This is a genomic window from Aeromicrobium sp. SORGH_AS_0981 (assembly GCF_031453195.1).
Classification (GTDB): domain Bacteria; phylum Actinomycetota; class Actinomycetes; order Propionibacteriales; family Nocardioidaceae; genus Aeromicrobium.
This window is the reverse complement of the sequence record NZ_JAVIZD010000001.1, coordinates 858,200-883,334: the sequence shown is the minus strand read 5'-3', so window position 1 is coordinate 883,334 and position 25,135 is coordinate 858,200. Positions and strand designations below refer to the sequence as shown.

The 25,135-nt window shown below is 69.4% G+C and carries 15 protein-coding genes, 1 tRNA gene and 2 pseudogenes; 8 read left to right on the top strand and 10 right to left on the bottom strand.

The features are described from left to right. Positions 1-49 precede the first annotated feature (49 nt). The 3 genes and pseudogenes from crtI to idi all read right to left on the bottom strand — a co-directional run. Positions 50-1,534: a phytoene desaturase family protein gene (crtI, locus tag QE370_RS04545; protein ID WP_309633592.1), complete on the bottom strand. Its 1,485-nt coding sequence runs from the start codon at positions 1,532-1,534 to the stop codon at positions 50-52. After that, positions 1,531-2,451 (bottom strand): annotated as a pseudogene (locus QE370_RS04540) (polyprenyl synthetase family protein); the annotation flags it as partial. The pseudogene QE370_RS04540 and the gene crtI, both read right to left, overlap by 4 nt. A 204-nt stretch (positions 2,452-2,655) precedes the next feature. Continuing rightward, positions 2,656-3,186, bottom strand: a pseudogene (idi, locus tag QE370_RS04535) (isopentenyl-diphosphate Delta-isomerase); the annotation flags it as partial. A 98-nt stretch (positions 3,187-3,284) separates the two neighbouring features. On the opposite strand from idi, the gene QE370_RS04530 reads away from it, so the two are divergent. After that, positions 3,285-3,917 carry a histidine phosphatase family protein gene (locus QE370_RS04530; RefSeq protein ID WP_309633591.1) on the top strand — a complete coding sequence of 211 codons (633 nt, stop codon included), beginning with the start codon at positions 3,285-3,287 and terminating at the stop codon, positions 3,915-3,917. Positions 3,918-3,920: 3 nt separating this feature from the next. Here QE370_RS04530 and QE370_RS04525 read toward each other — a convergent pair whose 3' ends face one another. Continuing rightward, positions 3,921-4,376: a cell division protein CrgA gene (locus tag QE370_RS04525; RefSeq protein WP_253021478.1), complete on the bottom strand. Its 456-nt coding sequence runs from the start codon at positions 4,374-4,376 to the stop codon at positions 3,921-3,923. An 85-nt stretch (positions 4,377-4,461) separates the two neighbouring features. On the opposite strand from QE370_RS04525, the gene QE370_RS04520 reads away from it, so the two are divergent. Then, positions 4,462-5,205 carry a DUF881 domain-containing protein gene (locus tag QE370_RS04520; RefSeq protein WP_309633590.1) on the top strand — a complete coding sequence of 248 codons (744 nt, stop codon included), beginning with the start codon at positions 4,462-4,464 and terminating at the stop codon, positions 5,203-5,205. Between the two features lie 30 nt (positions 5,206-5,235). On the opposite strand, the gene pknB is transcribed toward QE370_RS04520, so the two are convergent. The 6 genes from pknB to QE370_RS04490 are packed head-to-tail and all read right to left on the bottom strand — an operon-like array spanning position 5,236 to position 12,407. Further along, the gene (gene pknB, locus QE370_RS04515) at positions 5,236-7,014 is read right to left on the bottom strand and encodes a Stk1 family PASTA domain-containing Ser/Thr kinase (protein WP_309633589.1); all 1,779 of its coding nucleotides are present in this window, start codon (positions 7,012-7,014) and stop codon (positions 5,236-5,238) included. A 28-nt stretch (positions 7,015-7,042) separates the two neighbouring features. Beyond that, entirely contained in the window at positions 7,043-8,512 is a 1,470-nt protein-coding gene (locus tag QE370_RS04510; protein WP_309633588.1) for a penicillin-binding protein 2, read from the bottom strand. Next, entirely contained in the window at positions 8,509-9,885 is a 1,377-nt protein-coding gene (locus tag QE370_RS04505; protein WP_309633587.1) for an FtsW/RodA/SpoVE family cell cycle protein, read from the bottom strand. Before QE370_RS04505 ends, QE370_RS04510 begins: the two co-directional genes overlap by 4 nt. Further along, positions 9,882-11,195: a protein phosphatase 2C domain-containing protein gene (locus QE370_RS04500; RefSeq protein WP_309633586.1), complete on the bottom strand. Its 1,314-nt coding sequence runs from the start codon at positions 11,193-11,195 to the stop codon at positions 9,882-9,884. Before QE370_RS04500 ends, QE370_RS04505 begins: the two co-directional genes overlap by 4 nt. Before the next feature lie 4 nt (positions 11,196-11,199). Then, positions 11,200-11,685 (bottom strand): FHA domain-containing protein, encoded by a 486-nt coding sequence (locus tag QE370_RS04495; protein ID WP_286690954.1) that lies wholly within the window; start codon positions 11,683-11,685, stop codon positions 11,200-11,202. Next, a complete protein-coding gene (locus tag QE370_RS04490) occupies positions 11,682-12,407 on the bottom strand; it encodes a DUF3662 and FHA domain-containing protein (protein ID WP_309633585.1) in 726 nt (241 codons plus the stop codon). Before QE370_RS04490 ends, QE370_RS04495 begins: the two co-directional genes overlap by 4 nt. A gap of 283 nt (positions 12,408-12,690) precedes the next feature. On the opposite strand from QE370_RS04490, the gene QE370_RS04485 reads away from it, so the two are divergent. The 6 genes from QE370_RS04485 (at position 12,691) to QE370_RS04460 (ending at position 24,990) form a co-directional block, all read left to right on the top strand. Continuing rightward, a tRNA-Leu gene (locus tag QE370_RS04485) sits at positions 12,691-12,776 on the top strand. A 385-nt stretch (positions 12,777-13,161) separates the two neighbouring features. Next, positions 13,162-15,801 carry a hypothetical protein gene (locus QE370_RS04480; protein ID WP_309633584.1) on the top strand — a complete coding sequence of 880 codons (2,640 nt, stop codon included), beginning with the start codon at positions 13,162-13,164 and terminating at the stop codon, positions 15,799-15,801. A 1-nt stretch (position 15,802) separates the two neighbouring features. Then, complete coding sequence (locus QE370_RS04475; protein ID WP_309633583.1) at positions 15,803-22,540, top strand: polymorphic toxin-type HINT domain-containing protein; 6,738 nt, start codon at positions 15,803-15,805, stop codon at positions 22,538-22,540. After that, positions 22,537-22,770, top strand: coding sequence for a hypothetical protein (locus tag QE370_RS04470; protein ID WP_253021463.1), 234 nt, complete (start codon positions 22,537-22,539; stop codon positions 22,768-22,770). The genes QE370_RS04475 and QE370_RS04470 overlap by 4 nt, the downstream gene beginning before the upstream one ends. Positions 22,771-23,836: 1,066 nt before the next feature. After that, positions 23,837-24,247, top strand: a complete 411-nt coding sequence (locus QE370_RS04465; RefSeq protein WP_253021462.1) for a hypothetical protein — start codon at positions 23,837-23,839, stop codon at positions 24,245-24,247. Between the two features lie 377 nt (positions 24,248-24,624). Further along, entirely contained in the window at positions 24,625-24,990 is a 366-nt protein-coding gene (locus tag QE370_RS04460) for a hypothetical protein (protein ID WP_253021461.1), read from the top strand. Positions 24,991-25,135: the final 145 nt, after the last annotated feature.

Sequence of the window (25,135 nt, the reverse complement as noted above, 5' to 3'; positions counted from 1 at the left end):
CACCAACTCCACAAAACGCGGGGGGGGGGGAGGGGAGGGGGAGGGGTGGTCAGCGGACGAGCTGGTTGACGCGCTCCGCCGCGAGACGGCCCGACGGGAGCACCATCGGGACGCCGACGCCGGGGACGGTGCCCGAGCCGGCGAAGACGAGGCCGGGGACCCGCTTGTCGACGTTGGCCGGACGGAACGGGCCCGTCTGGGCGAACGTGTGCGCCAGCGCGAACGGGGTGCCTGCGGCCATGCCCTGCTCCTGCCACTCCAGCGGGCTGACGAGCTCGTCGACGACCACGTCGGTCGGGTAGCCCGACCGCTCCAGGAACGCCAGCAGTCGCTCGCGCATCGGCTCGCGCTCGGCCTTCCAGTCCAGACGTCCGACGTCGAGGTTCGGGGTCGGCTCCAGCACGTAGAGGGTGCTGTGTCCCTCGGGCGCGGCCTCGTCGTCGTCGAGCGAGTGGACGGTGACGAGCCGCGACGGGTCGCGCATCAGCGTGCCGCGCTTCATGAGGTCCTCGAAGGCCTCGTTCCACTGCTGCCCGAAGTGGATGTTGTGGTGCGCCTTGCCCTCCGGCACGCCCTTGACGCCCACGTGCCACACGACGCACGACGGCGAGTAGTCGCCGCCCAGCCGCCCACCCACGCCGCGCACCGCACGCGGCGGGCGCAGGTCGGGCAGCAGCCACGTGTACGCGGTCGGCAGGTCGATGGTGCACACGACGGCGTCGGCGGCGACCGTGCCCTCGCCCGTCGCGACCCCGCGCACCCGACCTCCGGAGTCGCGCACGAGCGCCGTCACGGTGGTGCCGTAGCGGATCTCCGCGCCGGCGTCGGTGGCCGCGTCGGCGAGTGCCCGGGGCACGGCACGCATGCCGCCCTTCGGGAAGTAGACGCCCTCGATCGAGTCCATGTAGGTGATCACGGCGTAGAGCGCCAGCGCGTCGTCGGGCGCGAGCCCGGCGTACATCGCCTGGAACGAGAACAGGCGGTGCAGGCGCTCGTCGGCGAACCGGCGCCGGATCATCGGACCCAGCCGTCCGAAGCCACCCATCGCGAGCAACCGGGCCGCCGCAGCGGGCCGCGACAGCAGGTCCGTCGGCCGGTCGAAGTTCCGGTCGATGAAGTGCGGCATCTCCGTGAGGTACAGCCGCCGCAGCCAGGTGACGAACTCGTCGAACGCGGCGGCGTCGACGCTGCCGCACTCGCGGTGGATCTCCGCCCGCATCGCCTCGTGGCCGTGCCGCACCTCCAGCGTCGAGCCGTCGGCGTAGAACGCGCGGTAGGCGGGGTCGAGGAGCGTGAGCTCGAGCCGCTCGGCCAGGCTCGACCCTGCCGCGCGCAGCGGCCGGTCGATCAGGTCGGGCATCGTCAGCACCGTCGGTCCGGTGTCGAACGTGAACCCGTCGCGCTGCAGGATGCCGGCCCGGCCGCCGGGCACGTCCTCGCGCTCCAGCACGGTCACGCGGTGCCCATCACCCACCAGGTGGCAGGCAGCGGCCAGGCCCGCGAGCCCCGCTCCGACGACGACGACGTGACTCATGCGGACCTCCAGGAGACGGTGCGGGCGACCGCGCGCAGCCCGGCGACGCCGGCCGCGGTCAGGGGGGAGCCGACGAGGGCGCGCGCGGCACGCTCGGTCTCGTCGACGATGCGCTGCTCGACGTCCTGGCGGACGCCGCACTCCTCCAGCGCGCGCTGCAGCAGGGCGACGTCGCCAGGACGCGCGTCGGACGTGCCGACGCGGGCCATCGCGGTGGCGGCCTCGCCCGTGAGGCGTTCGGCGCCGAGAGCCCAGATCACGGTGGCCTTGCCCTCACGCAGGTCGTCGCCCGAGGGCTTGCCGGTGACGTCGGGGTCGCCCCAGACGCCGAGGACGTCGTCGCGCCAGGCGAACGCGCGGCCGAGGTGCAGCCCGAACCGCTCGAGCACGTCGCGCTGCGCGGCGGTGGCGCCGGCGGCGATCGCACCCAGCTGCAGGGGTCGGCCCACGGTGTACGCGCCCGACTTCAGGGCGGCGACGGCCTCGACGTGCGCGAGGTCGGTCCGCCGGCTGGCCGCTCCGGTGAGGTCGGCGCGCTGTCCGGCGATCAGCTCGAGGGTGAGCTGGTACCAGAAGTCGCGCAGGGCGGGCGGGAGCGTGTGCACCAGGCGGTCGGCCTCGTGGTGGGCGAGGTCGCCGAGCAGGATCGCGACGTTTTCGCCGAAGCGGGTCGCGTCGCCGTGGGCCGCTGCCCCGCGGTGCTGCGCGGCGGCCACGACGTGCGCGGCCGCCGCCCCGCGACGCTCGCTCGACTGGTCCATCACGTCGTCGTGCACGAGCGCGAAGAGGTGCAGGGTCTCCAGCGCCGCAGCGACCCGGACGACGTCGTCGTGCGCCGCGGTGCCGAGCGACCCGCCAGCGGCGACGAACCCCCAGTGGCACATCTGCGGACGCAGCCGCTTGCCCCGACCCTGCAGCAGCGTGTGCAGCCAGCCGGGCAGGTCGTCGGCGAGCGGACCGGGGGTGCCCGCAGGCGCCAGGCCGTCCCAGACGGTGCCCACCCACGCGAGCTCGGCCGTCAGCAGGTCGCTGACGGCGTCGAGCGTGACGTGCACCGACGCGTCCGCGTCCGACGGCTCGAGCGGGACCGCGGGCTGGGGGCCGAGGGGGAGCCGGGCACGCTCGGCGTCGAGCTGCGGCACCTGCAGCACCGACCACGGGCTGTAGACCGCGGGCGTGGCGCGGGCGGCGGCCACGAGGTCGGCCCAGGCGACCCACGTGTGCTCGCCGACCTCGGCAGGGTCGGGGGCGAGCGGCCCGTCGACGCGGGCCACGAAGACCGGACAGATCTCGTTCTCCACGACGCCGCTGGCGTCGACCGCGCGGTAGCGGAAGTCGGGCAGCAGCAGCCGCAGGTCGTGCACCCCGACGCCGAGCTCCTCGCGCACGCGGCGCTGCACGGCGTCGGCGATCGGCTCGTCGGGGCGCGGGTGCCCGCAGCAGGAGTTGGTCCAGACGCCGGGCCAGGTCCGCTTCGACAGCGCCCGGCGGGTCAGCAGCACGCGGCCGGCGTCGTCGAACAGGTGCACCGAGAACGCCTGGTGCAGCGGCGTGTCGGCTCCGTGCACGTCGAGCCGTGGTGCCGTGCCTGCGGGCGTGCCGTCGTCATCCAGCAGGACGACCAGGTCCTGCTCGTTCTCGATCGCGGTCATCGCGCCGCATCCTCCGCTCGGTCGGTGCTTCCATCCTCGGGGACGCGGGCCGAGTCCGCCCGGCGACGTGACCGGCCGGCACCCGCTAGCCTGCGACGGTGGGCGCCATCCATCTGATCCGTCACGGCCAGGCCTCGTTCGGCAGCGACGACTACGACCAGCTCTCCGCCCTCGGCACCCGTCAGGGCGGCTGGCTCGGGCTCGCGTGGGAGGCGGCCGACTTCCGGCCGCACTGGTCGGTGGCGGGCTCGTTGCGACGCCACGCCCAGACCGCCGTCGCGGTGCTCGACGCGGTCGACGGCGACCTCTACGACCTCGACGCCGGGTGGGACGAGTACGACCACCTCGCGCTGGCTGGCGAGAAGGTCACGCCGACGACGGACCCGCGCGAGTTCCAGGCGCACCTCGACGCCGCCCTCGGGGCGTGGGTCAGCGGAGCTCCGTCACCGGTGGAGTCGTTCGCGGAGTTCTCCGCCCGGGTGCTGCGCGCGCTCGACGAGGCCGTCGCGCGGGCGGGGTCGGGCAGACGGGTCGCGGTGTTCACGTCGGGCGGGCCGATCGCGCTGGTCGCGTCGCACCTGCTGGCCGGCGACGCGTCGTTGTTCATCCCGCTCAACCGGGTGGTGGTGAACGCGTCGGTGACGACGCTCATCGTCGGCCGTGGCGGCACACGCCTGCTGACCTACAACGAGCACGGCCACGTGCCCGCCGACCAGGTCACCTTCCGGTAGGGCTCACTCCCACTTCATCGCGAAGCCGAACGCGGCCACGATGAAGCCCATGCCGATGACGATGTTCCAGTCGCCGAGGTCGGAGTAGACCGGGATGGTGATGTCGGTGCCGGAGATGACGTAGAAGACGACGATCCACAGCAGCCCGACGACGGCCGACGCGATCATCAGCGGCGCGGCGAAGCGGCTGCCGGTGGGCGTGCCCGGCTCGGGCTCCGGGCGGGTGCGCGAGGCGATCGACGACGCGGCGAACGCGATGACCGCGGCGATGGCGAAGTTCCAGCCGCCGAGGTCGAAGAGGCCGGGGATGGCGCCGATCTTGGGGAACGAGCGGTCGGAGACCGTGAAGAAGGCGCCGACCGCCCAGGCGACGGCCACCACCAGGAGCAGCAGGGCGAGCGGGTGCGCCCAGCCGCCTCGGCGCGTGCGGACCGTGCTCGGGGTGCTGTTCTTGGCCACGGGGATCTCTTTCGGTGCCGTCTGCGGGTTCTGGGCTAGCGTAGTCGGCGTCGCGGACGGTGTCGGAGTGGGGAGAGGTGCTCGCATGTCGGGGACGCGTGCACGCTCGCGGACGACGTCGTCGCGCGCCTGGTCCGTCGCGGTGCTGGGCGTCTGCCTGGTGGCCGGCCTGACCGCCGCGGCCGCGCACCGCACGTCCGACGGCCAGGACCTTCGGCCGGCGGGCGGCGACGTCGCGTCGCTGGTGGGCGAGCGGGAGCGTCGGGTCGAGCGACGCCAGGCCGACGTCGTCGACCTGCAGCGCGAGATCGACGCCGCGACCGCCGCCGCCGACGACGCCAGCGGGGTCGAGTCGATCGTGCGACGGCTGCGCACCATGCGCGACCTGGCCGGGCTCAGCACCGTCCGCGGGCCCGGCATGCGGGTCACGCTGACCGACGCCCCGCGCGACGCCGACTCGGCCGGGATCGACCCCAACTACCTCGTCGTGCACCAGCAGGACCTGCAGGCGTTCGTCAACGCCCTCTGGGCCGGGGGCGCCGAGGCGGTCAGCCTGCAGGGTCAGCGGCTCGTGTCGACGACGGCGATCGTGTGCGTCGGCTCCAACGTCATCATCGACGGGCGGCCCTTCTCGCCGCCGTACGTCATCGAGGCGGTCGGCGACGTGCCTGGCATGACCTACTCGCTCGGCTCGTCCCCCGAGGTGGCCAACTTCGAGCGCTACGTGACGAAGTTCCGGCTCGGCCTGAAGGTCGCGACCAGCGACGACCTGGTCGTCGCGCCCTACGGCGGCGCGACCGTCCTGCGGTACGCGTCGGCGCTCTCCTGACCGCCGTCGCCGCCGGCCAGGAGAGCCCGGCTACTGCCCGGGGGTGATGTCGAGGTCGGCGCCGCCGTCGACGTTGCCGTCCGCGGGGGCGTCGCCGTTGCCGTCGGCCTGGTCGCCGCCCTGGTCGTCGCCCTCGTTGCTCGACACCGTGATCTCGATGGTGGTGCCCGGCGGCACCGACGTGCCCGCCGGCGTGCCCTGGTTGGTGACCTGGCCCTTCGGTGCGGTGGCGGCCGGGTCCTCGGTGACCGAGACCTCGAGGTCGGCCTCCTGCAGCGTCTTCTCCGCCTCCTCCTGCGTCATGCCGACGAGGTTGGGCACCTGCACCTCGCCCTGCGACACGATGACGGTCACGGTCGTGCCGGCGTCGACGCTGACCCCGGCCGCAGGGTTGGTGTTGATGACGGAGTTGCGGCTCTGGTCGGACGCGCGTTCCTCGCGCTTGACCTTCAGCCCCTGCCCCTCGAGCGCGGCCCTCGCCTCGTCGAAGGTGTAGCCGACGACGTTGGGCACCTGGACCTGCGCCGGCCCGGTGGAGACGACGAGCGTCACCTCGGTCCCCTTGTCGACCTCGGTGCCGCCCTCGGGGTCCTGGGAGACGACGTTGCCCTCCTCGACGTCGCCGTCGGCGCGCTCCTGCGTCTGCACGGTGAACCCGTCGCGCTCGAGCGTGCGCTGCGCGGCGACGGCGTCCTGGCCGGTGACGTCGGGTACCTCGACCTGGGCGGGCGCCGGCGGGGGCTGGTTGGCCTGGTTGTAGGCGTAGATGCCGATGCCGGCGAGCAGCAGGAGCAGCAGGATCGCGAGCGCCCAGTACAGGGGCTTGCGGTTCTTGCGCTCCTCCTCGTCCTCGACGGCGGGCTGCGTGCCGGTGGCCGCGGTGGCAGCGACGGCCGGGGCGACGGCGGTGGCGGCCGGCACGACCGATGTCGCGGCCGTCGGGGCCTCGACCTGCTGGCCGGCGATGGCCCGCTCGAGGTCCTTGCGCATGTCGGCGGCCGACTGGTAGCGGTCGTCGGTGCGCTTCGCGAGCGACTTCGCGACGATGTGGTCGACCGCCTGCGTCACCTCCGGGTTGAGCTGCGACGGCGGGCGGGCGTCCTCGCGGACGTGCTGGTACGCGACCGACACCGGGCTGTCGCCGACGAACGGCGGACGGCCGGTGAGCAGCTCGTAGAGCAGGCAGCCGGTGGAGTAGATGTCGGAGCGGGCGTCGACGGTCTCGCCGCGCGCCTGCTCGGGCGACAGGTACTGGGCGGTGCCGATCACCGCGGCCGTCTGCGTCATCGCGCTGGAGGAGTCGGCGATCGCGCGCGCGATGCCGAAGTCCATGACCTTGACCTGGCCCGACGGCGTCAGCATGACGTTGGCGGGCTTGATGTCGCGGTGGATGATGCCGGAGCGGTGCGAGTAGTCGAGCGCGCTGAGCACGTCGGCCGTGATCGACAGGGCGCGCTCGGGCAGGATCTTGCGGTCGTCGCGCATGATCTCGCGCAGCGTCTGGCCCTCCACGTACTCCATGACGATGTACGGGATGTGGTTGCCGTGCTTGTCGGTCGACTCGCCGGTGTCGTAGACGGCGACGATGGCGGGGTGGTTCAGGGCGGCGGCCGACTGCGCCTCGCGGCGGAAGCGGGCCTGGAAGGTGTCGTCGGAGGACAGGTCGGCGCGCAGCTGCTTGATGGCCACGGTGCGGCCGAGGCGCAGGTCGCGCGCGACGCGGACGTCGGCCATGCCTCCGCGACCGAGCAGCCCGCCGAGCTCGTAGCGCTCGCCGAGCAGGATGGGCTCGTCGCCGGATCCGGTCATGGGGTCACTCTCCCTAGGGGGGTCGAAGTCACTCACCGAGCACCGCCTCGATGACGGAGCGTGCGATGGGGCCGGCGAGGCGTCCACCGGCGATCTCGTTGCGGGCCGTGCTCGAGGACTCGACGACGACGGCGACGGCGACCTTGGGGTCGTTCGCCGGCGCGAGAGCCACGAACCAGGCGTAGGGGGGTCGGTCGGGGGTCGACTGCGCGGTGCCGGTCTTGGCGCCCACCTGGACGCCCGGGATCTGCGCCGACGTGGCGGTGCCCGACTGGACGGTCGCCACCATCATCGAGCGCAGGATCGCGGCGTTGTCGGCGCTCATGGCGCGGTCGAGCTCCTCGGGCTCGAGGGAGTCGAGGACGCGCAGGCTGGGCGAGCGGACCGACTTGACCACCTGCGGCTTCATGACGACGCCGTCGTTGGCGATGCCGGCGCCCACCATGGCCATCTGCAGCGGGGTGGCCGCGACCTCGAACTGGCCGATGCCGCTCTGCGCGAGCTGCGGGGCCTCCAGGTCGGTGCCCTCGGCCGTGAACTGGCTGGCGCTGCTGGCCAGGCCTTCGAGCGGGTCGGTGCCGAAGCCGAACTTGCGGGCCTGCTCCTCGAGCTTGTCCTGGCCGATCTTGCCGGCCAGGTCGCCGAAGGAGACGTTGCAGGAGACCTGCAGCGCCTGCTCGAAGGTGATCGGGTCGCCGCCGCAGTTGCCGCCGTTCTCGTTGGGCAGCGTGTACTGGATGCCGGGGAAGGAGAGACTGGCGCCACCCTTCACGCGGCTGTCGGCCTTGAGGTTCAGGTCCTCGAGTGCCGCGGCCGCCGTGACCAGCTTGAACGTCGAGCCGGGCGGGAGGATCTGCTGCGTCGCACGGTTGGTCAGCGGGTCGTCCTCGTTGGCCTGCAGACGCTTCATCGCCTCGGTGACCTTGGAGAAGTTGTGGCTGGCGAGCACGTTCGGGTCGTAGGAGGGCTGGCTGACCATCGCGAGCACGGCGCCGGTCTTGGGGTCGAGCGCGGCGACGGCGCCCTTGGTGCCCTCGCCGAGCGCCTCCAGGCCGCTCGCGGCGACCTTCTGCGCGCGCGGGTTGATGGTCAGCTCGACGCTGCCGCCCTGGGGCTTCTTGTTGGCCAGCAGGTCGACGACGCGGCTGACGAAGAGCCGGTTGTCGCTGCCGGACAGCACCTGGTTCTGCGAGCGCTCGAGGTTGGCGCTGCCGTAGATGTAGGAGAAGTAGCCGGTGAGCGGCGCGTACAGCGTCGACTGCGGGTACACCCGCTGGAACTTGTACTGGTCCTTGCTCGGCTTGCTCTCGGCGACGGGCTCGTCGCCGACGAGGATCGCGCCGCGGTCGCGGCTGAAGTCGGCGTCGATGACGCGCTTGTTGCCCTGGCGCGCGTTGAGGTCGCCGGCCTCGACGAACTGCACGTAGTTGACGTTGATCAGCAGCGCCGCGAACAGCACGAGGCAGGCGACGGCGAGGTTGCGGATGGGCTTGTTCACGACAGCTTCACCACCTGGGTCTCCTCGTCGTGGTCGAACTGCGACACCTCGGGCGCGGGGCGTCGGGTCTGGTCGCTGATGCGCAGGAGCAGCGCGATGATGGCCCAGTTCATGACGACGGACGAGCCGCCCTGTGCCATGAACGGGGTGGTCAGGCCGGTCAGCGGGATGAGGCGGGTGACGCCGCCGATGACGACGAAGATCTGCAGAGCCATCGAGACGGCGAGGCCGGCGGCGAGCAGCTTGCCGAACGCGTCACGGCAGGTCAGCGCGATGCGCATGCCACGCTCGACGACGAGGCCGTAGATGACGAGGATCGCCATGAGTCCGGTGAGGCCGAGCTCCTCGCCCATCGCGGAGGCGATGAAGTCCGAGAACGCGAACGGGGTGAGCTGCGGACTGCCCTGCCCCCAGCCGGTGCCGAGCACGCCGCCGTAGGCCATGCCGAACAGGCCGTTGATGATCTGCCCGTTGCGGTCGGGGTCGGAGAACGGGTCGAGCCAGGCGTCGAAGCGCACGCGCACGTGCCCGAACGCGAGGTAGCCGAAGTAGGCGCCGGCCACGAACAGGCTGCCGCCGACGACGAGCCAGCCGGGCCGCTCGGTGGCGATGTAGAGCATGACGACGAACAGGCCGAAGAACAGCAGCGACGAGCCGAGGTCGCGCTGGAAGACGAGGATGGCGATGCTGATCAGCCACGCCGCGCCGATGGGGCCGAGGTCGCGACCGCGCGGCAGGTCGATGCCGGCGAAGCGTCGGCCGGCGAGCGCGAGGGCGTCGCGCTTCACGACGAGGTAGCCGGCGAAGAAGATGGCCAGGCAGATCTTGGCGGCCTCGCCGGGCTGGAAGCTGAACGGGCCGATGTTGATCCAGATGCGCGCGCCGCGGATGTTCTGGCCGATGACGGGCAGCAGCGGCAGCACCAGCAGCGCGAGGGCGACGAAGCCGAACGTGTAGGTATAGGCCTGCAGGCGGCGGTGGTCGCGGATGACGAGCAGCACGACGGCGAACAGCGCGATGCCGATGCCCGACCACAGGAGCTGGTTGGTGGCGAGCGGGCCGAACGCGTCGTTGCCCATCGCCTGGTAGCCGAGGTCGATGCGGTAGATCATCGCCAGTCCCAGGCCGTTGAGGCAGATGACCAGCGGGAGCAGCACGGGGTCGGCGTAGGGCGCGACCTTGCGGACGAGCAGGTGCGTGGCGACGGCGGCCGCGACCAGGAAGATCACGAGCCGCAGCGCGTCGGCGGGCACGCGACCCTCGGCGCCGAGGCCGACGGCGCAGTAGGCGCCGACGCCGATGAGCACGGCGAGCAGGGTCAGGGTGAGCTCGGCCCCGCGTCGCTTGCGCGGGACCAGGGTGGGTGTGCTCATGCGGACCGCTCCCGGTCGGCGGTGCGCGACGCGGAGGGGGACGGCGAGGGGGAGGGGCTCGGCGAGGGCGACGGCTCGGGCTCGTCGGCGAGGCCGCGCAGGTTCTCGACGATCTGCTCGGCGTCGGCGCGGCTGTCGGCCTCGATGCCGCCGCGCACCTGCTGGGCGCGGAAGGTGGGCAGGGTGTCGAGCTCGACGTCGGTGACCTCGTCGACGTGCTTGAGGGTGACGAGCGGCAGGTCGGCCTGGACGCCGCGGTAGATGACGACCTTGCCGTCGGCGGATGCCACGTAGTACTGGTCCTGCGACCAGCGGTAGGCGTAGAACGCGCCGGCGGCGACGATGCCGACGACGACGGCGAGGGCGACGAGGCGGCGGACCCAGCGCCACTTGCTCGGCGGGCGCGGCGCGTAGCGCAGCTCCTCTGGGTCGATTTCCTTCTCGCGCCTGCGCTCCTTGCGCTCCTCGCGCGAGCGGGCCTTCCCGGAGCCACCGGCGGCGTTGCCGGTGCGGGGGCGGGGTCCCTCGGCGGCGGCGCCGACGAGCTGCGGGCGTCCGTCGGCCGACGAGAGCTCCTCCTCGGACACGGCGCCGGAGGGCACGAGCTCGCCGATGACGACGGTGACGTTGTCGTAGCCGCCGTTCTCGAGCGCGGTGCGGACCAGGTCGGACGCGGCCTGGTCGATGGTCTCGGCGCTGAGCAGCTGCTGGATGGTGGCGTCGTCGACCATGTCGGACAGACCGTCGCTGCAGAGCAGGAAGCGGTCGCCGACCTGGCCCTCGAACCACTCGAGGTCGGCGTCGTTGTCGTCGCGGCCGAGCATGACGCGCAGCAGGAGGGAGCGGTGCGGGTGCACGCGCGCCTCCTCGGGCGTCAGCTTCCCCTCCTCCACGAGGCTCTGCACGAACGTGTGGTCGGTGCTGATCTGGGTCAGCTCGCCGTCGCGCAGGAGGTAGGCGCGCGAGTCGCCGATGTGGGCGGTCGCGAAGCGCTCGCCGTCCCACAGCATCGCCTCGAGCGTGGTGCCCATGCCCTCGACCGACGGGTCCTCGGCGACGAGCTCGCCGAGCCGCTGGTTGGCGTGGGCGACGGCCTTCTGGAGCGCCTCGAGCGGGTCGATCTCGGGCAGCTCGCGGTCGAGCTGGCGGATGACGTTCATCGTCTCGGCCGAGGCGAGGTCGCCGGCGGCCGCGCCGCCCATGCCGTCGGCGACGGCGATGAGGCGGCTGCTCGCGTAGCCGGAGTCCTGGTTGCTGGAGCGGCGCAGACCGACGTCGGTGAGCGCGACGTAGCGCAGGGTGAGGGACATCGTCCTACTTCCGCAGCTCGACGATGGTCTTGCCCAGCCGGACCTGGATGTTCAGGCCGATCGGGGTGGGGGACGTGATCCGCTGGCTGCCCAGGTAGGTGCCGTTGGTGGAGCCGAGGTCCTCGACGAACCACTGCTCGCCGTTGGTGGCGAAGCGGGCGTGGCGGGTGGAGACGTAGTCGTCGTCGAGGCGGATGGCCGCGTCGGTGCCGCGGCCGAGGAGGACGGGTCCGTCGCCGAGCGGCACGCTCTGGCCGGAGTTGGGGCCGGAGACGACCTGCAGCTTGGTGGGCGCGCCGCGCGGGGTGCGCTGCTTGCGGCTCTTGGCGGGCTTCGCGGCGGCTGCGGCGCGGGGCTGCTTGGCGGGCTTCTGGTTCGGTGCCTTCGCGCCGAAGATGTCGGAGCGGATGACCGACACGGCGGACAGCACGAACAGCCACAGGACGGCGAGGAAGCCGATCTTGATGAGGGTGAGGGTCAGGTCCGTCATCGGTCCTCGCTCGTCGTGATGCGGATGGTGAGGACCGTGTTGCCGAGGCGGATCTCCGAGCCGTTTCCGACCGACGCGGTCTGCACGCGGTGCCCGTTGAGGACGACGCCGTTGGTCGACTGCAGGTCGGTGATGGTGACGGTGGTGTTTCCGCCGGACTCGTGGACCTTGATGTCGGCGTGCCGGCGGGAGATGCCGGGGTCGTCGATGCGCAGGTCGGCCTCGCTGCCGCGTCCGACGACGACGCCGGGCGGGCTGAGGGGGTGCTTGAGGCCGTTGACCTCGAGCACGACCTGCGAGCTGCGGACGGCGGTCTCGGTGATGCGGGCGCCCTCGACGGGCCGGACGGCCGCGTTGGTGCGGCTGCGCACGCGGAAGCGTCCGGTGCCGAGGTCGGGCGACTCGACGAGCTCGATGCGCAGGGGCCCGGCGAGGGTGTAGCGCTGCTCGGTGACGTGCTCCTGCACGAGCGTGGCGAGCTCGGTGGTGAGGGTGTCGCCGAAGGGGGCGAGCCGGCCGTGGTCGGTGGGCGAGAGCTCGACGGTGAAGTCGTTGGGGACGAGCATCCGCTGGCGTGAGAGCACGTGGGCGGAGTTGTCGACCTCGCGCTGGATCGCGGCGGCGATCTCCACCGGCTGCACGGCGCTGCGGAAGGCTCGGGCGAACGCGCCGGTGACTGCGCCCTCGAGCCGCTGCTCGAAGCGGCTGAGCACACCTGCCATCGGTTCTCGCCTCCTGCCGGGTCACGTGCGTGGGGTCGTCGGTGGTCCCGACGATGGTATCGGCAGGCACGACGCACGCGAATTGACGTGGGAACGCGTTCCATTCTTCCTGCCCCACCCCAGCCCCGCCGCCCTCTCCATCGGTGGCTCAGCAACCCGCGCGCCGGCATCGGTGCCTCAGCACCCCCAGGAGCCCTGCTGCGGTTGCCCCGCCGCCGACGGGCGGGTGCGGGGGCGGCGGAGCCGTGGTGTTAGACTCGGCGACTGTTCCTCAGGGAACGACGCGCGAGTGGCGGAACGGCAGACGCGCTGGCTTCAGGTGCCAGTGTCCGCAAGGGCGTGGGGGTTCAAATCCCCCCTCGCGCACCAAGCAAGCAGCATGACGGAGATGGCAAGAGCCGTGGGCGACAGCGCCCGCGGCTCTTTTCTTGCGCCAGGACCTCCCCTCGCTCTGGTCCTCAGGATGCGCCTCCTACCCAGTTTCCGTCCGCTCACACTAAAACATGAAAAATTTCTGAGAAAAAGACTCGTGACCAGGACGTCCGCTGGTAGACAGTGCCTGCGCAACTCACTCGGGGTGGCGTTGTGAGCTGCTCTGGAGGTCGCCGTGCGCCGTCTTGTCGTTGGTCTGGTGTCGTCGTGTCTGGTGGTGACCGGCCTGCAGGCGCAAGCGCAAGGCGAGGACACGGCTCCTCTCGATCCTGAGGCGAAGGCTTTCGCGGAAGCCGCGGCGACGGGCAAGAACGTCGAGATCGTGGAGGACCGAACGGAGACCGAGACCGTGTGGGCGACGCCGCGGGGAACCTTCTCCACGAAGATCTCGAACGCGCCCGTGCGGGTCAAGGGCGACGACGGATGGGAGTCCATCGACTTCGATCTCGTCGAGCGTGACGGCGTGGTTCGACCTCAAGCCGCGCCTGGCGACGTCGAGCTCTCGGCGGGTGGGCGCGACCCGCTGCTCCAGGTGACCGTCGGAGACGTCACGACGTCGATCTCCTGGCCCGGTGCGCTGCCGGCGCCCGTGCTGGACGGCCCGACCGCGACCTACGTCGACGTGATCGATGACGTCGACCTCCGCATGACGGTCACCGACGGCGGTGTCTCCCAGGTCCTGGTGGTGAGGACGGCAGCGGCGGCAGCGGACCCGCGCCTCGCCCAGCTCAAGCTCGCGACGGACGTGGACAACGGACGCGTCGAGGTGGCGGACGGCGGCGGACTCAGCGTCCTCGACGACGTGGGGCGCACGGTCGGCGATGCGCCCGCTCCGATCATGTGGGACTCGAGCGGGACGGTCGTCGGCGACGGCGGCCATCCTGTCGTCGACAGCAGCGCGGAGGCTGTCGATCGGCGGACCCAGGGGCCGGTGGAGAACGACGACGTCGCCCCGGTGAAGCTGGCAGTCACGGGCGGCGACATCGTGCTGGAGCCGCACCGCGACGCTCTGACGGGTGCAGACGTGCAGTATCCGGTCTACATCGATCCGAAGGTCGGCGGGCGCGCGTTCGCGTGGGCCATGGTGTTCAAGCAGCACCCGAGCTCCTCGTTCTACAAGTGGACAGACGAGGAGGGTCAGGGCACCGGCTACCAGAACTACATCGGGGTCTCGAACAAACGACTCTTCTTCCAGTACGGCATCAGCTCGCTCTCGGGGCACCAGATCCGATCGGCGACCTTCAAGGCGACGATGGTGTGGTCGCCCTCGTGCACGACGCGGCCGATCAAGGTCTACCGGTCCGGGGGAGTGTCGTCGGACACGACCTGGAACGACCAGCCGTCGCTGGGGGCTTTCCAGGACAGGAAGTCGTACTCAGCCGGCCACTCCGGGTGCAACCCCGGCGGTCGGGACGTCGTGTGGAACATTAAGAACGGCATGGCCGCCGCGGCCGGCGACGGCCGCCCCACCATCGGCCTCGCGCTCATCGCCGAGGACGAATCAGACCCGGTGAACTGGAGGCGTTTCAAGCACAACGCGTCCATCACCGTCGAGTACAACCGACGCCCGAGCGTCCCGACGTCCCGCACCATCAACGGCATCGCCTGCCCGACGACGGGCGCCGTCCGGCTCGGCAGGATGACGTCCTACCCGGTCATGCGGGCCAAGCTGGCCGACCCCGACGGCAACAATGTCCGCGCTCTCTGGGACTGGAACGCGGGTTCCGACATCACCTCCGCCCACAGTGACATCACGGGCAGCTACGTGGCGAGCGGCTCCACCGCCGCTCGCAGCCTCAGCGCGCTGAGCCGGGACGAGAACGACACCGTCAAGTCCGGTACCTGGACCTTCAGGGTATCTGCCGAGGACTCCGGAGGCTTGCGGAGCGCGGCCTCCGACGAGTGCACCTTCACCATCGACTCCACCCTTGCCGCACCTCCTCGGGTCCTCGGCTTGCCCGGCGTCGACGACCCGTCCACGAGCTGGGAACCGGACAAGTCCTACCAGCTGACCTTCGCGCCGGGATCGACGAAGGACGACGTGGTCGGCTACCGGTACAGCTTCACGTCCGACCAACCTCCCACGACGGCGATGCTCGCTGCGTCCGGCTCGGGCAAGACCCACACTCTCGACCTGCCTGCGCAGAGCGTCGGTACGCACAAGCTGAGGGTCTGGGCCTACGAGGCCTCAGGGAATCGGAGCGAAGTGCCCTTCGTCCACGAGTTCGAGGTCCTCGACCCTGAACGGTTCGTCCGCTCGACCTACACGTTCGACGACGAGGACGGGTCGCTGGCGGTCGACAGCACCGGTGAGTTCCCGCTCGACATCGGCGACGCCACCCGCTCGACGCGTTCGCTCTACGTGGACGACGACCCCGACAACCGTGCTCGTGACGCCATGATCAGCCTCTCCGAGAGCTCGCAGCCTCCGGCGATGGTCGGCTCCTTCGTCGACCCGAAGAGGTCCTTCGACCTGGCCTTGTTCGTCGATCCCGCGAAGACGGCGACGAGCAGCAACCAGATGACGGCTCTCTCGCTCGGAGGGGAGAACTCTCCCGGCCTCGAGATCGGCGCGGAGGTGAACGGCACAGGCTTCGACTACGTCCTGCGCGTCTGGGACAGCCAGACGGCAGCGTGGGTCGTCGCGCGCGTGCCGGGCGACGATGGCCAACCGGGGACGCGACCCGTCGTCGCCTCGTACGACGTCGTGACGAAGAAGGCGACGCTCCGAGTGCTCGGAGCCAACGCCGCGACCGCGGTCACGCCAGGGACGGCCACGCTCCCTGAGTCCTTCGTCCGCCAGCGGTTGACGGTGGGAGCTTCCTACGACGCGACCCGTCGGTGGACCGGCTTCCTCGACCAGGTCGTCGTCGCCCGCGGTCCTCTCACCGATGACGAGATATCCAACTTCCTGAAGATCTGGGACCGCACCGAGTGCGTCGCCGTGAGCGGAGGCTGCTGACATGACCACACGTCGTCGCTGGACGATCTGGGCGCTCGTGGGAGCTCTGATCACCTCCCTCCTGGCCGTCTCGGCCACTGTGTCCGCTTCTGCCGAGGGGGACGACGCACCTCCGAAGACGCAGGTGATGCCCTCGGTGCCGGTCGCACCGGTCGACGCTGACACGTTGTCGATCAAGCCGTCGGGCGAACCCGTCACGGCCGACGAGCTCCCGCGTGCGGGCGTCGAGATCGAGACGAGCGTCGCCGACTCGTGGACGCGGGAGGTCGAGGGATTCTCGGTCCGCTCGAAGGGGGCCGAGGAGTCGGCCAAGGCCACGCTCTCGACCGAGACCGTGACGCTCGACGGCGAGCCGGTTGCCGCCCCGGCGTACACGATCGACCTGACACCCCAGCCGGTCGCTGCCGAAGAGGCGAAGACCGACGCGAGCGAGGAAGAGGGAGCTCCGTCGGCGTCGGTGGCCAGCCCCTCCCCGGAACCTTCTGCCGCGACCGCGCGCCAGGAGGACCTGCCTGCGACCGTCGACGTCAAGCTCGACTACACCGACTTCGTCAACGCCTTCGGGGCCGACTGGGCAGGTCGGCTGCGGCTGGTGACCTTCGAGGACTGCGACGAGTCAGGGAGCGGCCTGGACTGCGGCGCGATGAAGGCGCTCAAGACCACCGCGGACGCGAAGAACAACACCCTCACCGCGACCGTGCCGACCCAGCGCTCCAGCTCGACGTCGGCCTCGACCATGACGGTGGCGGCAGCGCCGGGTCCCTCGGGACCGCAGGGCGACTACAAGGCGTCCTCCCTCGCGCCCTCGTCGTCGTGGTCCGCCGGGAACCAGTCCGGCGACTTCGCGTGGTCGTACCCGATCGCGACGCCGCCGGCGATCAACGGCCCCACGCCGGACCTCGCACTGAGCTACTCCTCAGGTTCCGTCGACGGGCGGACCTCGTCCACCAACAACCAGACGTCGTGGATCGGTGAGGGTTTCTCCCTCGATCCCGGGTTCGTCGAGCGGTCCTACGAGTCGTGCGACCAGGTCGGCGGAACCCCCGAGGACGTCGGCGACATGTGCTGGCGCGACGACAACCTCACCATCTCGCTGAACGGTCAGAGCTCCGAGCTCGTCCAGGACGGCTCGACCAGCCAGTGGCGGATGAAGAACGACGACGGGACGCGCGTCGAGCTGCTCAAGCAGGACGGCATCAACCGCGACGACAACGGCGAGTACTGGCGGGTGACCACGCCCGATGGCACCCGGTACTACTACGGCAGGAACCAGCGCTTCGACGGTGACGACCGCCGGACCGACTCGGTCTCGACCGTCCCGGTCTACGGCGCTCGCGCGGGTGAGCCGTGCCACGGCTCAACCTTCGCGGCGTCGGCCTGCGACCAGGCGTGGCGCTGGGGTCTCGACTACGTCGTCGACCCGAACGGCAACACGATGTCGTACTTCTACGACCAGGAGAAGAACAAGTACGGCGCCAACAAGAACGCCATCGTCCGCAGCTACGACCGACGCGCGGCGCTGCTGACGTCGATCGAGTACGGCACCCGTCAGGGCAGCGACGCCGCCTCGGCGAAGGTCGTCTTCACCTCCGCCGAGCGGTGCCTGAAGACCAGCGAGGTCACCTGCGAGTCCCTGACCAAGGACACCGCCTCGCACTGGCCGGACGTCCCCTACGACCGGATCTGCACCAGCGACACCTCCTGCGCCACGCGCACCTCTCCCACGTTCTTCTCCCGAAAGCGTCTCGCGAAGATCACGACCTTCGTGAAGGCGACGAGCAACTCGTGGTCGGCCGTGAACGAGTGGAACCTCACGCACGAGTTCCCTGCGACCGGCGACATGACGAACGAGGAGAACGCGGAGCAGGCCCAGGTCCGCACGCTCTGGCTCGCGCAGGTGCAGCAGACGGGCAAGGTGGGGACCGACGTCAGCCTGCCGCCCGTGCGCTTCAACAAGGAGCTTCTCGACAACCGGGTCTACGACACGAACGGCGTGGACTCCTTCGCCCGCTTCCGCGTCAACGCCATCGACAACGGCACCGGCGGGTCCATCGCGGTGAACTACTCGCCTCGCGACTGCACGGCGAGCGACAAGCCGGCCGCCGGTTCGCTCGACACGAACGCCAGGCGTTGCTTCCCGGTCTGGTTCAGGCCGTGGTGGAGCGAGGACTCCCAGCTCGAGTTCTTCCACAAGTACCGGGTCGACAGTGTCGTGGAGGCCGACAACACCTCGGGCGGAGCGAACGTCACCACGAGCTACACCTACGGCGGAGGCGACGGCTGGCACTACACGACGTCCAACCTCGTCGAGCCGAAGTACCGCACCTGGGGCGAGTGGCGTGGCTACTCCCGGGTGAGGACCGAGGTCGGGGCGGAGTCGGGCAAGACCTGGAGCGAGTCGCTGTACCTGCGAGGCATGCACGGTGACCGCGCGGCAGGGGGAGGGACCAAGTCGGTCACCGTGACCGACCCGCTCGGGGACAGCGCCGACATCCAGGACCGTGACGAACGGGCCGGCTTCGAGCGCCGGACACGCACCCAGCTGGGAGCCTCGGGCGCGGTCGTCGACATCACGGTCAACACGCCCTGGACCTCCCCCGCGACCGCCACGTCGAACGGGCGGTCCGCGCACATCGTGAGGCTCGGGGAGACCGAGACCCGGACGCGGCTCTCGTCAGGCTCGTACCGCACGGTGAAGACGACGACGGACTACAACGACCGCGGTCAGCCCGTCGCCGTCAACGACCTCGGGGACACGTCGACGGCGGCCGACAACCGGTGCACCACGACGTCGTTCGCCACCAACGCCACTCTCGGGATGTACGACTACCCCGCGTCCCAGGTCACCACGGCACTCGCGTGTGGGACGGCACCGTCGGCGCCTGGTCACATCATCTCCGCGAGCCGCACGTCGTACGACGGGCAGGCGTTCGGCGCAGCGCCGACGCAGGGGCGCCCGACGCGCCTCGAGACGGTCTCCGGCTGGTCCAACGGCATCACCTACCAAGTGGACGCCGAGACCCAGTACGACGTGTACGGCCGTCCGACGAGCGTCACCGACGCCAAGGGCAAGACCACGACGACTGCCTACGTCCCGGCCACCGGCGGACCGGCCGAGGAGGTGAGGGTGACCAACGCACTGGACCACGTCACGGTCGTCAGTCCCTCCCGCTCGTGGGGCACACCGACGAGCGAGACCGACGCTGCCGGCGCTGTCACCAACTACTCCTACGACGGCCTGGGCCGTGTGGTCGCGGTCTGGGGACCGGGTCGGGACAAGGCGACGCAGACGCCGTCGGTGAAGTTCTCCTACAAGGTGAGCGCGACGGCACCGAACACCGTCACGACCGAGCGGCTGAACGCTGCGCAGGAGTACGTCGCGACCGTGGCATTCTACGACGGCCTCATGCGGGAGAGGTCGACGCAGAAGGCCTCGCCGAGCGCCGATGGTGGACGCGTGATCACCGAGAAGATCTACGACGACCGCGGGTGGGTGAGCTCGTCCCGCGGCCCGTACTACAACTCCGGCGACGTCGATACGACGCTCGTGTCGGCCGCGGAGAACGCCGTCCCCCGCTACGCCAACTACACGTACGACCTCGCCGGCCGCGTCACGAGGGAGGCGCTTGCCTCCCTCGGTGGAGTCAAGTGGTCGACCAGCACGGCCTACGGGGGCGATCGGGTCCTCGTCACGCCGCCGACAGGCGGAACCGCTACGACCACGGTCTCCGACGCGCGAGGGCAGGTCACGAGCCTCACTCAGCACACCGCGTCGACTCCGACAGGCGGGGGTGACGTCACCTCCTACACGTACACGCCGTCGGGCCAGCTCAAGAAGGTCACCGACGCCTCGGGCACCGAGTGGTCGAAGACCTACGACATCCGTGGGCGCCTGATCGCCGACGACGACCCGGACAAGGGCGAGAGCACCTTCACGTACGACGAGCTCGACCGCCCGGTCTCGGCGACGGACAAGCGCGGTGTGACCTTGTGGACTGACTACGACGCGCTCGGCCGGAAGATCGCGCTGCGTGACGACTCCGCCACTGGTCTCGTCCGAGCGAGGTGGACGTACGACACCGTCCGCAAGGGCGCCTTGGCGTCCGCCGTCCGTGTGGCTGACGGCAAGGAGTACAAGGACGAGGTCACGGCCTACGACAGTGCAGGTCGACCCACGTCGAGCACGCTGACGATCCCTACGGAGGAGGGCCTCCTCTCGCGTTCCGGCGGCTACGTGACGGGTGTGGACTACAACCCGGACGGCTCGGTGCAGAAGATCACCCAGCCTTTGGTCACGGGGATCACGAACGAGAACCTCACGTACACGTACGACCGGCTCGGCAACGTGAAGAAGCTGACCGGCGCCGTCGTGATCGTCACCGACAACCTCTACTCGCCGTTGGGCGAGGTGCTCCAACGGACGTCGGGAAGCACGGCCGGGAAGGCCGTGTACGACACCCGCGAGTACGACGACGCCACGCGTCGGACGACGCGACGTGCCTTCTCGCTGCAGGGCAGTGCCACGGCTCCGAAGCTGGACCTGCGCTACACCTACGACCCCATGGGCAACGTCAAGAAGCTGAACGACGTCGCTCCAGGTGACACGAACCAGACGTCCGCGACGACGTGGCGCCAGTGCTTCACGTACGACTACCTGCGTCGGATGACGAACGCCTGGACGTCGTCGGGGAACTCGTGCGTCGCTCCCACGGCGAGCAACCTGGGCTCGACGGCTCCGTACTCGGACGTGTACACGTTCGCGAAGAACGGCAACCGCGAGAAGGTCGTCTCGATGCGCGCGGGGACGTCGGGCATCGTCACCACGACGCATGATCCGGCTTACCCTGCGGCGACTTCGGATCGTCCTCACGCTGCCCTGACGACGACGAGGTCTGGTGGGCAGACGGGTACGACGACGTACGCGTACGACGAGGTCGGCAACATGAAGAAGCGGTCGACCTCGAGCACGGAGGGCAAGTCGTACGAGTGGGACCGTGAGGGCAACGTCAAGAAGGTCACGGACCTGGCGACCGGCAAGAGCGTGGAGTACCTCTACGACGCTGACGGCAATCGTCTGATCGAGCGTGACGGGTTCGATGGTTCGACGACCCTGTTGTTCGGGTCGACGCAGCTGAAGGTGAAGGGCACGACCCGCTCGGCGGTGCGTACGTACTCACTGGACGGTGAGGCGGTGGCCACGCGTGACTCTGGTGGGCTCAAGCACACGGCGGTGGATCATCAGGGCACGCCGTTGGTGTCGGTGACGTCGACGACGGCGAGTGTGGAGAAGCGTCGTTACTCCCCGTTCGGGGAGGCGTTGACGGATGCGTCGGCGACGTGGTTGTCGAACCGGGGCTTCTTGAACAAGATCACTGATGCTGGTCCGGGGACGGTGCACCTGGAGGCGCGTGAGCTCGATCCGGGTGCGGGGCGGTTCATCTCGGTCGACCCGATCGCGGACTATGGCGACCCGCAGCAGCTGAACGGGTACGCGTATGCGAACAACTCGCCGGTGACGCTCTCTGACCCCAGTGGTGAGTTCGTCTCGTGTGAGTGTGGCAGCAACCGGACGGCTCCGACGAAGACGAAGAACGGGTGGCACCAGACGGCGGGCACGGTGACGCCGGGGCGTTACGTCGGGTACTCGGGCGATCCGTGGCAGCTGACCGAGTCTCGGATCCAGGCTTATGACACGGCTCGTGCGCTGGGCGAGAACCACGCTGCGAGCAAGCGGGTCCAGGCCAGCCACGACGCGCTCGTCGCGGAGTACCAGAAGCAACGCACTGCGCCCGCGAAGTCCTTCAAGGACATGGCGCTCGGCCTCTGGCGAGTGGGGGTCTTCGACGAGAGAAGCTGCACACAGGGAAGCAAGGGAGCGTGCGCGGCCGAGATCGCGATGGCCATCCCGATCCTGAAGGTCGCGAAGCCGCTGAAACTTATCGACAACGTCGGTGGAGCCGGCTCCAAGGCGAAGAAGGGCAGCGGTTCGGCTCGCAGTGCGGGAGACGCTGAACGCGCCGGCACCACAGGCGCGCGCTCCTGTCTGCGCTCCTTCGCAGGCGAGACCGCTGTGCTCATGGCTGATGGTTCGCAACGACCGATCAGCAAGATCAGGGTCGGCGACAAGGTCGTCGCGACCGATCCCGAGACCGGTGAGAGAGTGATCCGCAGGGTCACGCGTCTCTGGGTCCATGAGGACGAAGTTCTCGACCTGGTTCTTGACGGCGAGGTCATCACCACTACCGAGGACCACCTTTTCTGGTCGGTGTCAGATCAGCAGTTCGAACGAGCTGACGACCTTGGTGCAGGCGAGCTCGTGTTGGGTGACGGCGGTCGTCACGTCAAGGTTCGCGGGTTCCGGCCCGGCACGAACCGCACCGCGCTGGCCTACAACCTTTCCATCGCTGGGGTGCACACCTATCACGTCGGCGGCGATGCGATCCTCGTCCATAACGATTGCTCGGATGCAGCGTGGGACATCGCGATGAAGGCGTTCGACAAGCACGGCGCCAAGATGGGTTTCAAGTCCGTTGAAGAGATGGGAGCATACGTCGACAAGGTGATGAGTTCCAGCGCTGGGCATCTTCGTGAGGACGGTTCACGGTTCTGGGTCGACTATGGCAACTCCGCTATCGTCTTCCGAGGTCCGAATGCTGGCGTTCCGGGCTCGGTCTACCGCCCGGACAACTTTGCGCATGCTGTTGATGAGGCAATGGATAGGACGGTAAACAAGTCATGAAGGCACGTTTCAGAAGGGACGGTGTCGAACTCGATCTGACCAAGGACGAGTACATCTTCGTGTATCTGCTGCTTTCGTACGGACTGCACGGTGTCGAGTTGGAGGACCACGACTTCCGCAACATCCTGGGTATGTCTCGAGTCGACGCGGAGCGACTCATGCAGAGCATTCGCGCGGTTGAGCGCGAGGCGCGAGCCAGGGGAGATCACTGGAATCCGCTGCGCGCGTGAGGCAGGCCAGTCGGCGGGCGCCGTCCGTCTTGCTGTGGAGTGTCGGCCCCCGACATCCACGGACGGCAAACGAGATGGGTGCATCGATCATGAAGGACGACGCGAGATTGCTTATCATCGTGGTGGACTCGCACGAGGACGGCGTCCCTCACGCTCATAGTGTCGAATAGTAGGGGTGGCATGTTTACGTCGCGGACTCCGACGCGGCGGCCGCGCTGGGGTGGAGTCCGGCAACACGGCATGGAGTGCTTCGTACAGGCCATAGGGAAACGCTCGTCCAGAAAACTGCTCGCGCGACGAGTCGGAGGTGACCGGCGACCTCTTTGAACCCGTGAGGGAGGCGGCGTGCCGGGCGCGAGCCAGGAGAGGCATCTTTCTCAGGTGGGACGGCAGTGGCGGCAGTGGGCCTCGACGTCTTGCGGGGGCAGAGCCACGATCTCCCCGTCGGCTCGCGCGGATGTCGATCCGTCGAGCCCACCAGCATCACGAGGTTTGTCGGGAAGGGATGCGCGGACTGCTGAATAGCGTGCTCAAGATCATCGACAGAGGTACTGCCAGCGCCGAGGTCGACCGCATCAAACTCACCGATGCTGAGGGCGAGGCCTTGGGAGCGGGACTCCACGAGTTGTCTCGGCGCGTCGCGCTTCGGCACAGGGGCACGCGCTACGGTGGCCCTGAAGGGGGAGGCCGCTGCACAACTCGGGCCCGCAGGCAACATCGTGGTGCTTGGACGGCAGACCGTTACGGCGATCGCGCAGTCCTGGCCGGGGCATTCTGTCCTGGCATCGAAGAAGTGGTCGCTGGACCTGAACGACGAGTTCATCCGAGGCGCGATAGCGCAGAATAGGACCGTCTGCCGTGCCTCTCCGACGAAGGGAAACATGGTGCAGCGCAAAGGTTCCTTCGCAGGCCAACCGACCATTTTCGCCCGAGAGCTTCGACAACTTCGAGATGCTGGCTACAGGCGAAACGGGGACTACCTGGTACCGCCCTCATGAGGTTGACGGAAAGCCTGAAAGATGCGCCGGCGGCACTTGAGGACCTGGGAGGACGCTGGGACCAGGCCGTGAAGAAGGCGGTCTCCAAAGCCGCGCCGGTTGAGTTCCAGCACTTGACGGTCGAACAAGTCTGGGCCCTGCTCGGTTGGAGCGAGCGGTGCGCCTCAGTTGCCCTGGGCAGCGGGGATACCGAATGGCTCGTCGCTGGGACGCGTGCGGTCCTCCTCGTTGAGGATGCCGTCGAGCGTCGCGACCGTGCAGTCGTGCTGGAGCTTTTGGCGTACACGGCAACGAGATTGGGGAAGTTCCGGGACGTCGCAAGACGGCTGTCTGGAACTCCTGCGCTGAGTGGAGCGAGTTTCGAGAGCCGCGACACCCCGCCCCCCACCCACGTGGCGAGAGGCACTGGACGCCGGAGAGTTCTCGCGAGGGTCGATGAGTGGGATCCTCTGGTTGAGCTGAAAGACTTCTTGGACTAGGGCGTGGTCCGCTCTTCCCGGCGGGCTCGCTGGTCGCACCTCGACGGTCGAGAGAAGGCGGATGACGCAACGGAGTGGCGAGCCTTCGGGCGATGGCGATGGCGATGGCGATGGCGATGGCGGTGGCTCGTCATCGTTGCGCTCGGCGTGGTCATGAGCCTGTTCTGCATAGTCGTAGCGGCCAGCGGTGGGTGGTCCGTCGCGCTCGTCGTCAGACCAGCGCTCCTGTGAGTCATCTGGTGGCCCGGCGAACCCGGGCGGGCTTTATGGCGGGACGGCCGCAACATCATCATCAGCGACCCCACACCAGCACACGGCGGCACCGCGTCGAGTGAGCCGAGTATCGAGGCCGCAATCCATTACCATGACGAGTTCTTATGATCGAGATCAGTCTTGAGGTGACGTACAGAGAGCTCCACGGCGCTCGGGCGGCTGTGCTGGAGGCGGTCACCGACGAGATCTTTGACGTTGAGCCTGACATCCTCGCTCGAGCCGACGAACTCCTGGCAGACCTATCGAGCGGGAGACAGGTTTCAGGCGATGTCGCCAGTCTGGAGGTCATTGATCGCTCTCTTCGCCATGTCGCAGTGTCGATCGAGCCTTGGGAGATGGCCATCAGAGTAGGTCTCACCATGACGGAACTTGACTTGCTCAGCAGACGAGTAGCGACGGCGCGTCGAATTCACCTGACGCAGTCGCCGCAGTCCGGCGATGGCGCGGATCGGCCGGAAGGGAGCCGATGAGACTCCCTGGGAGGCACCTCGTGGGGTGCGTGATCGCCAGGATTCCGGGCCTTGGTTGCCCGGAGAGGACTCGCTCCTCCCGCAGCGGCCGCCGCCAAGACGTCAGCGCCGTCCCGCCTGGCTTTCCGCTGCTGCAACCCCGCCA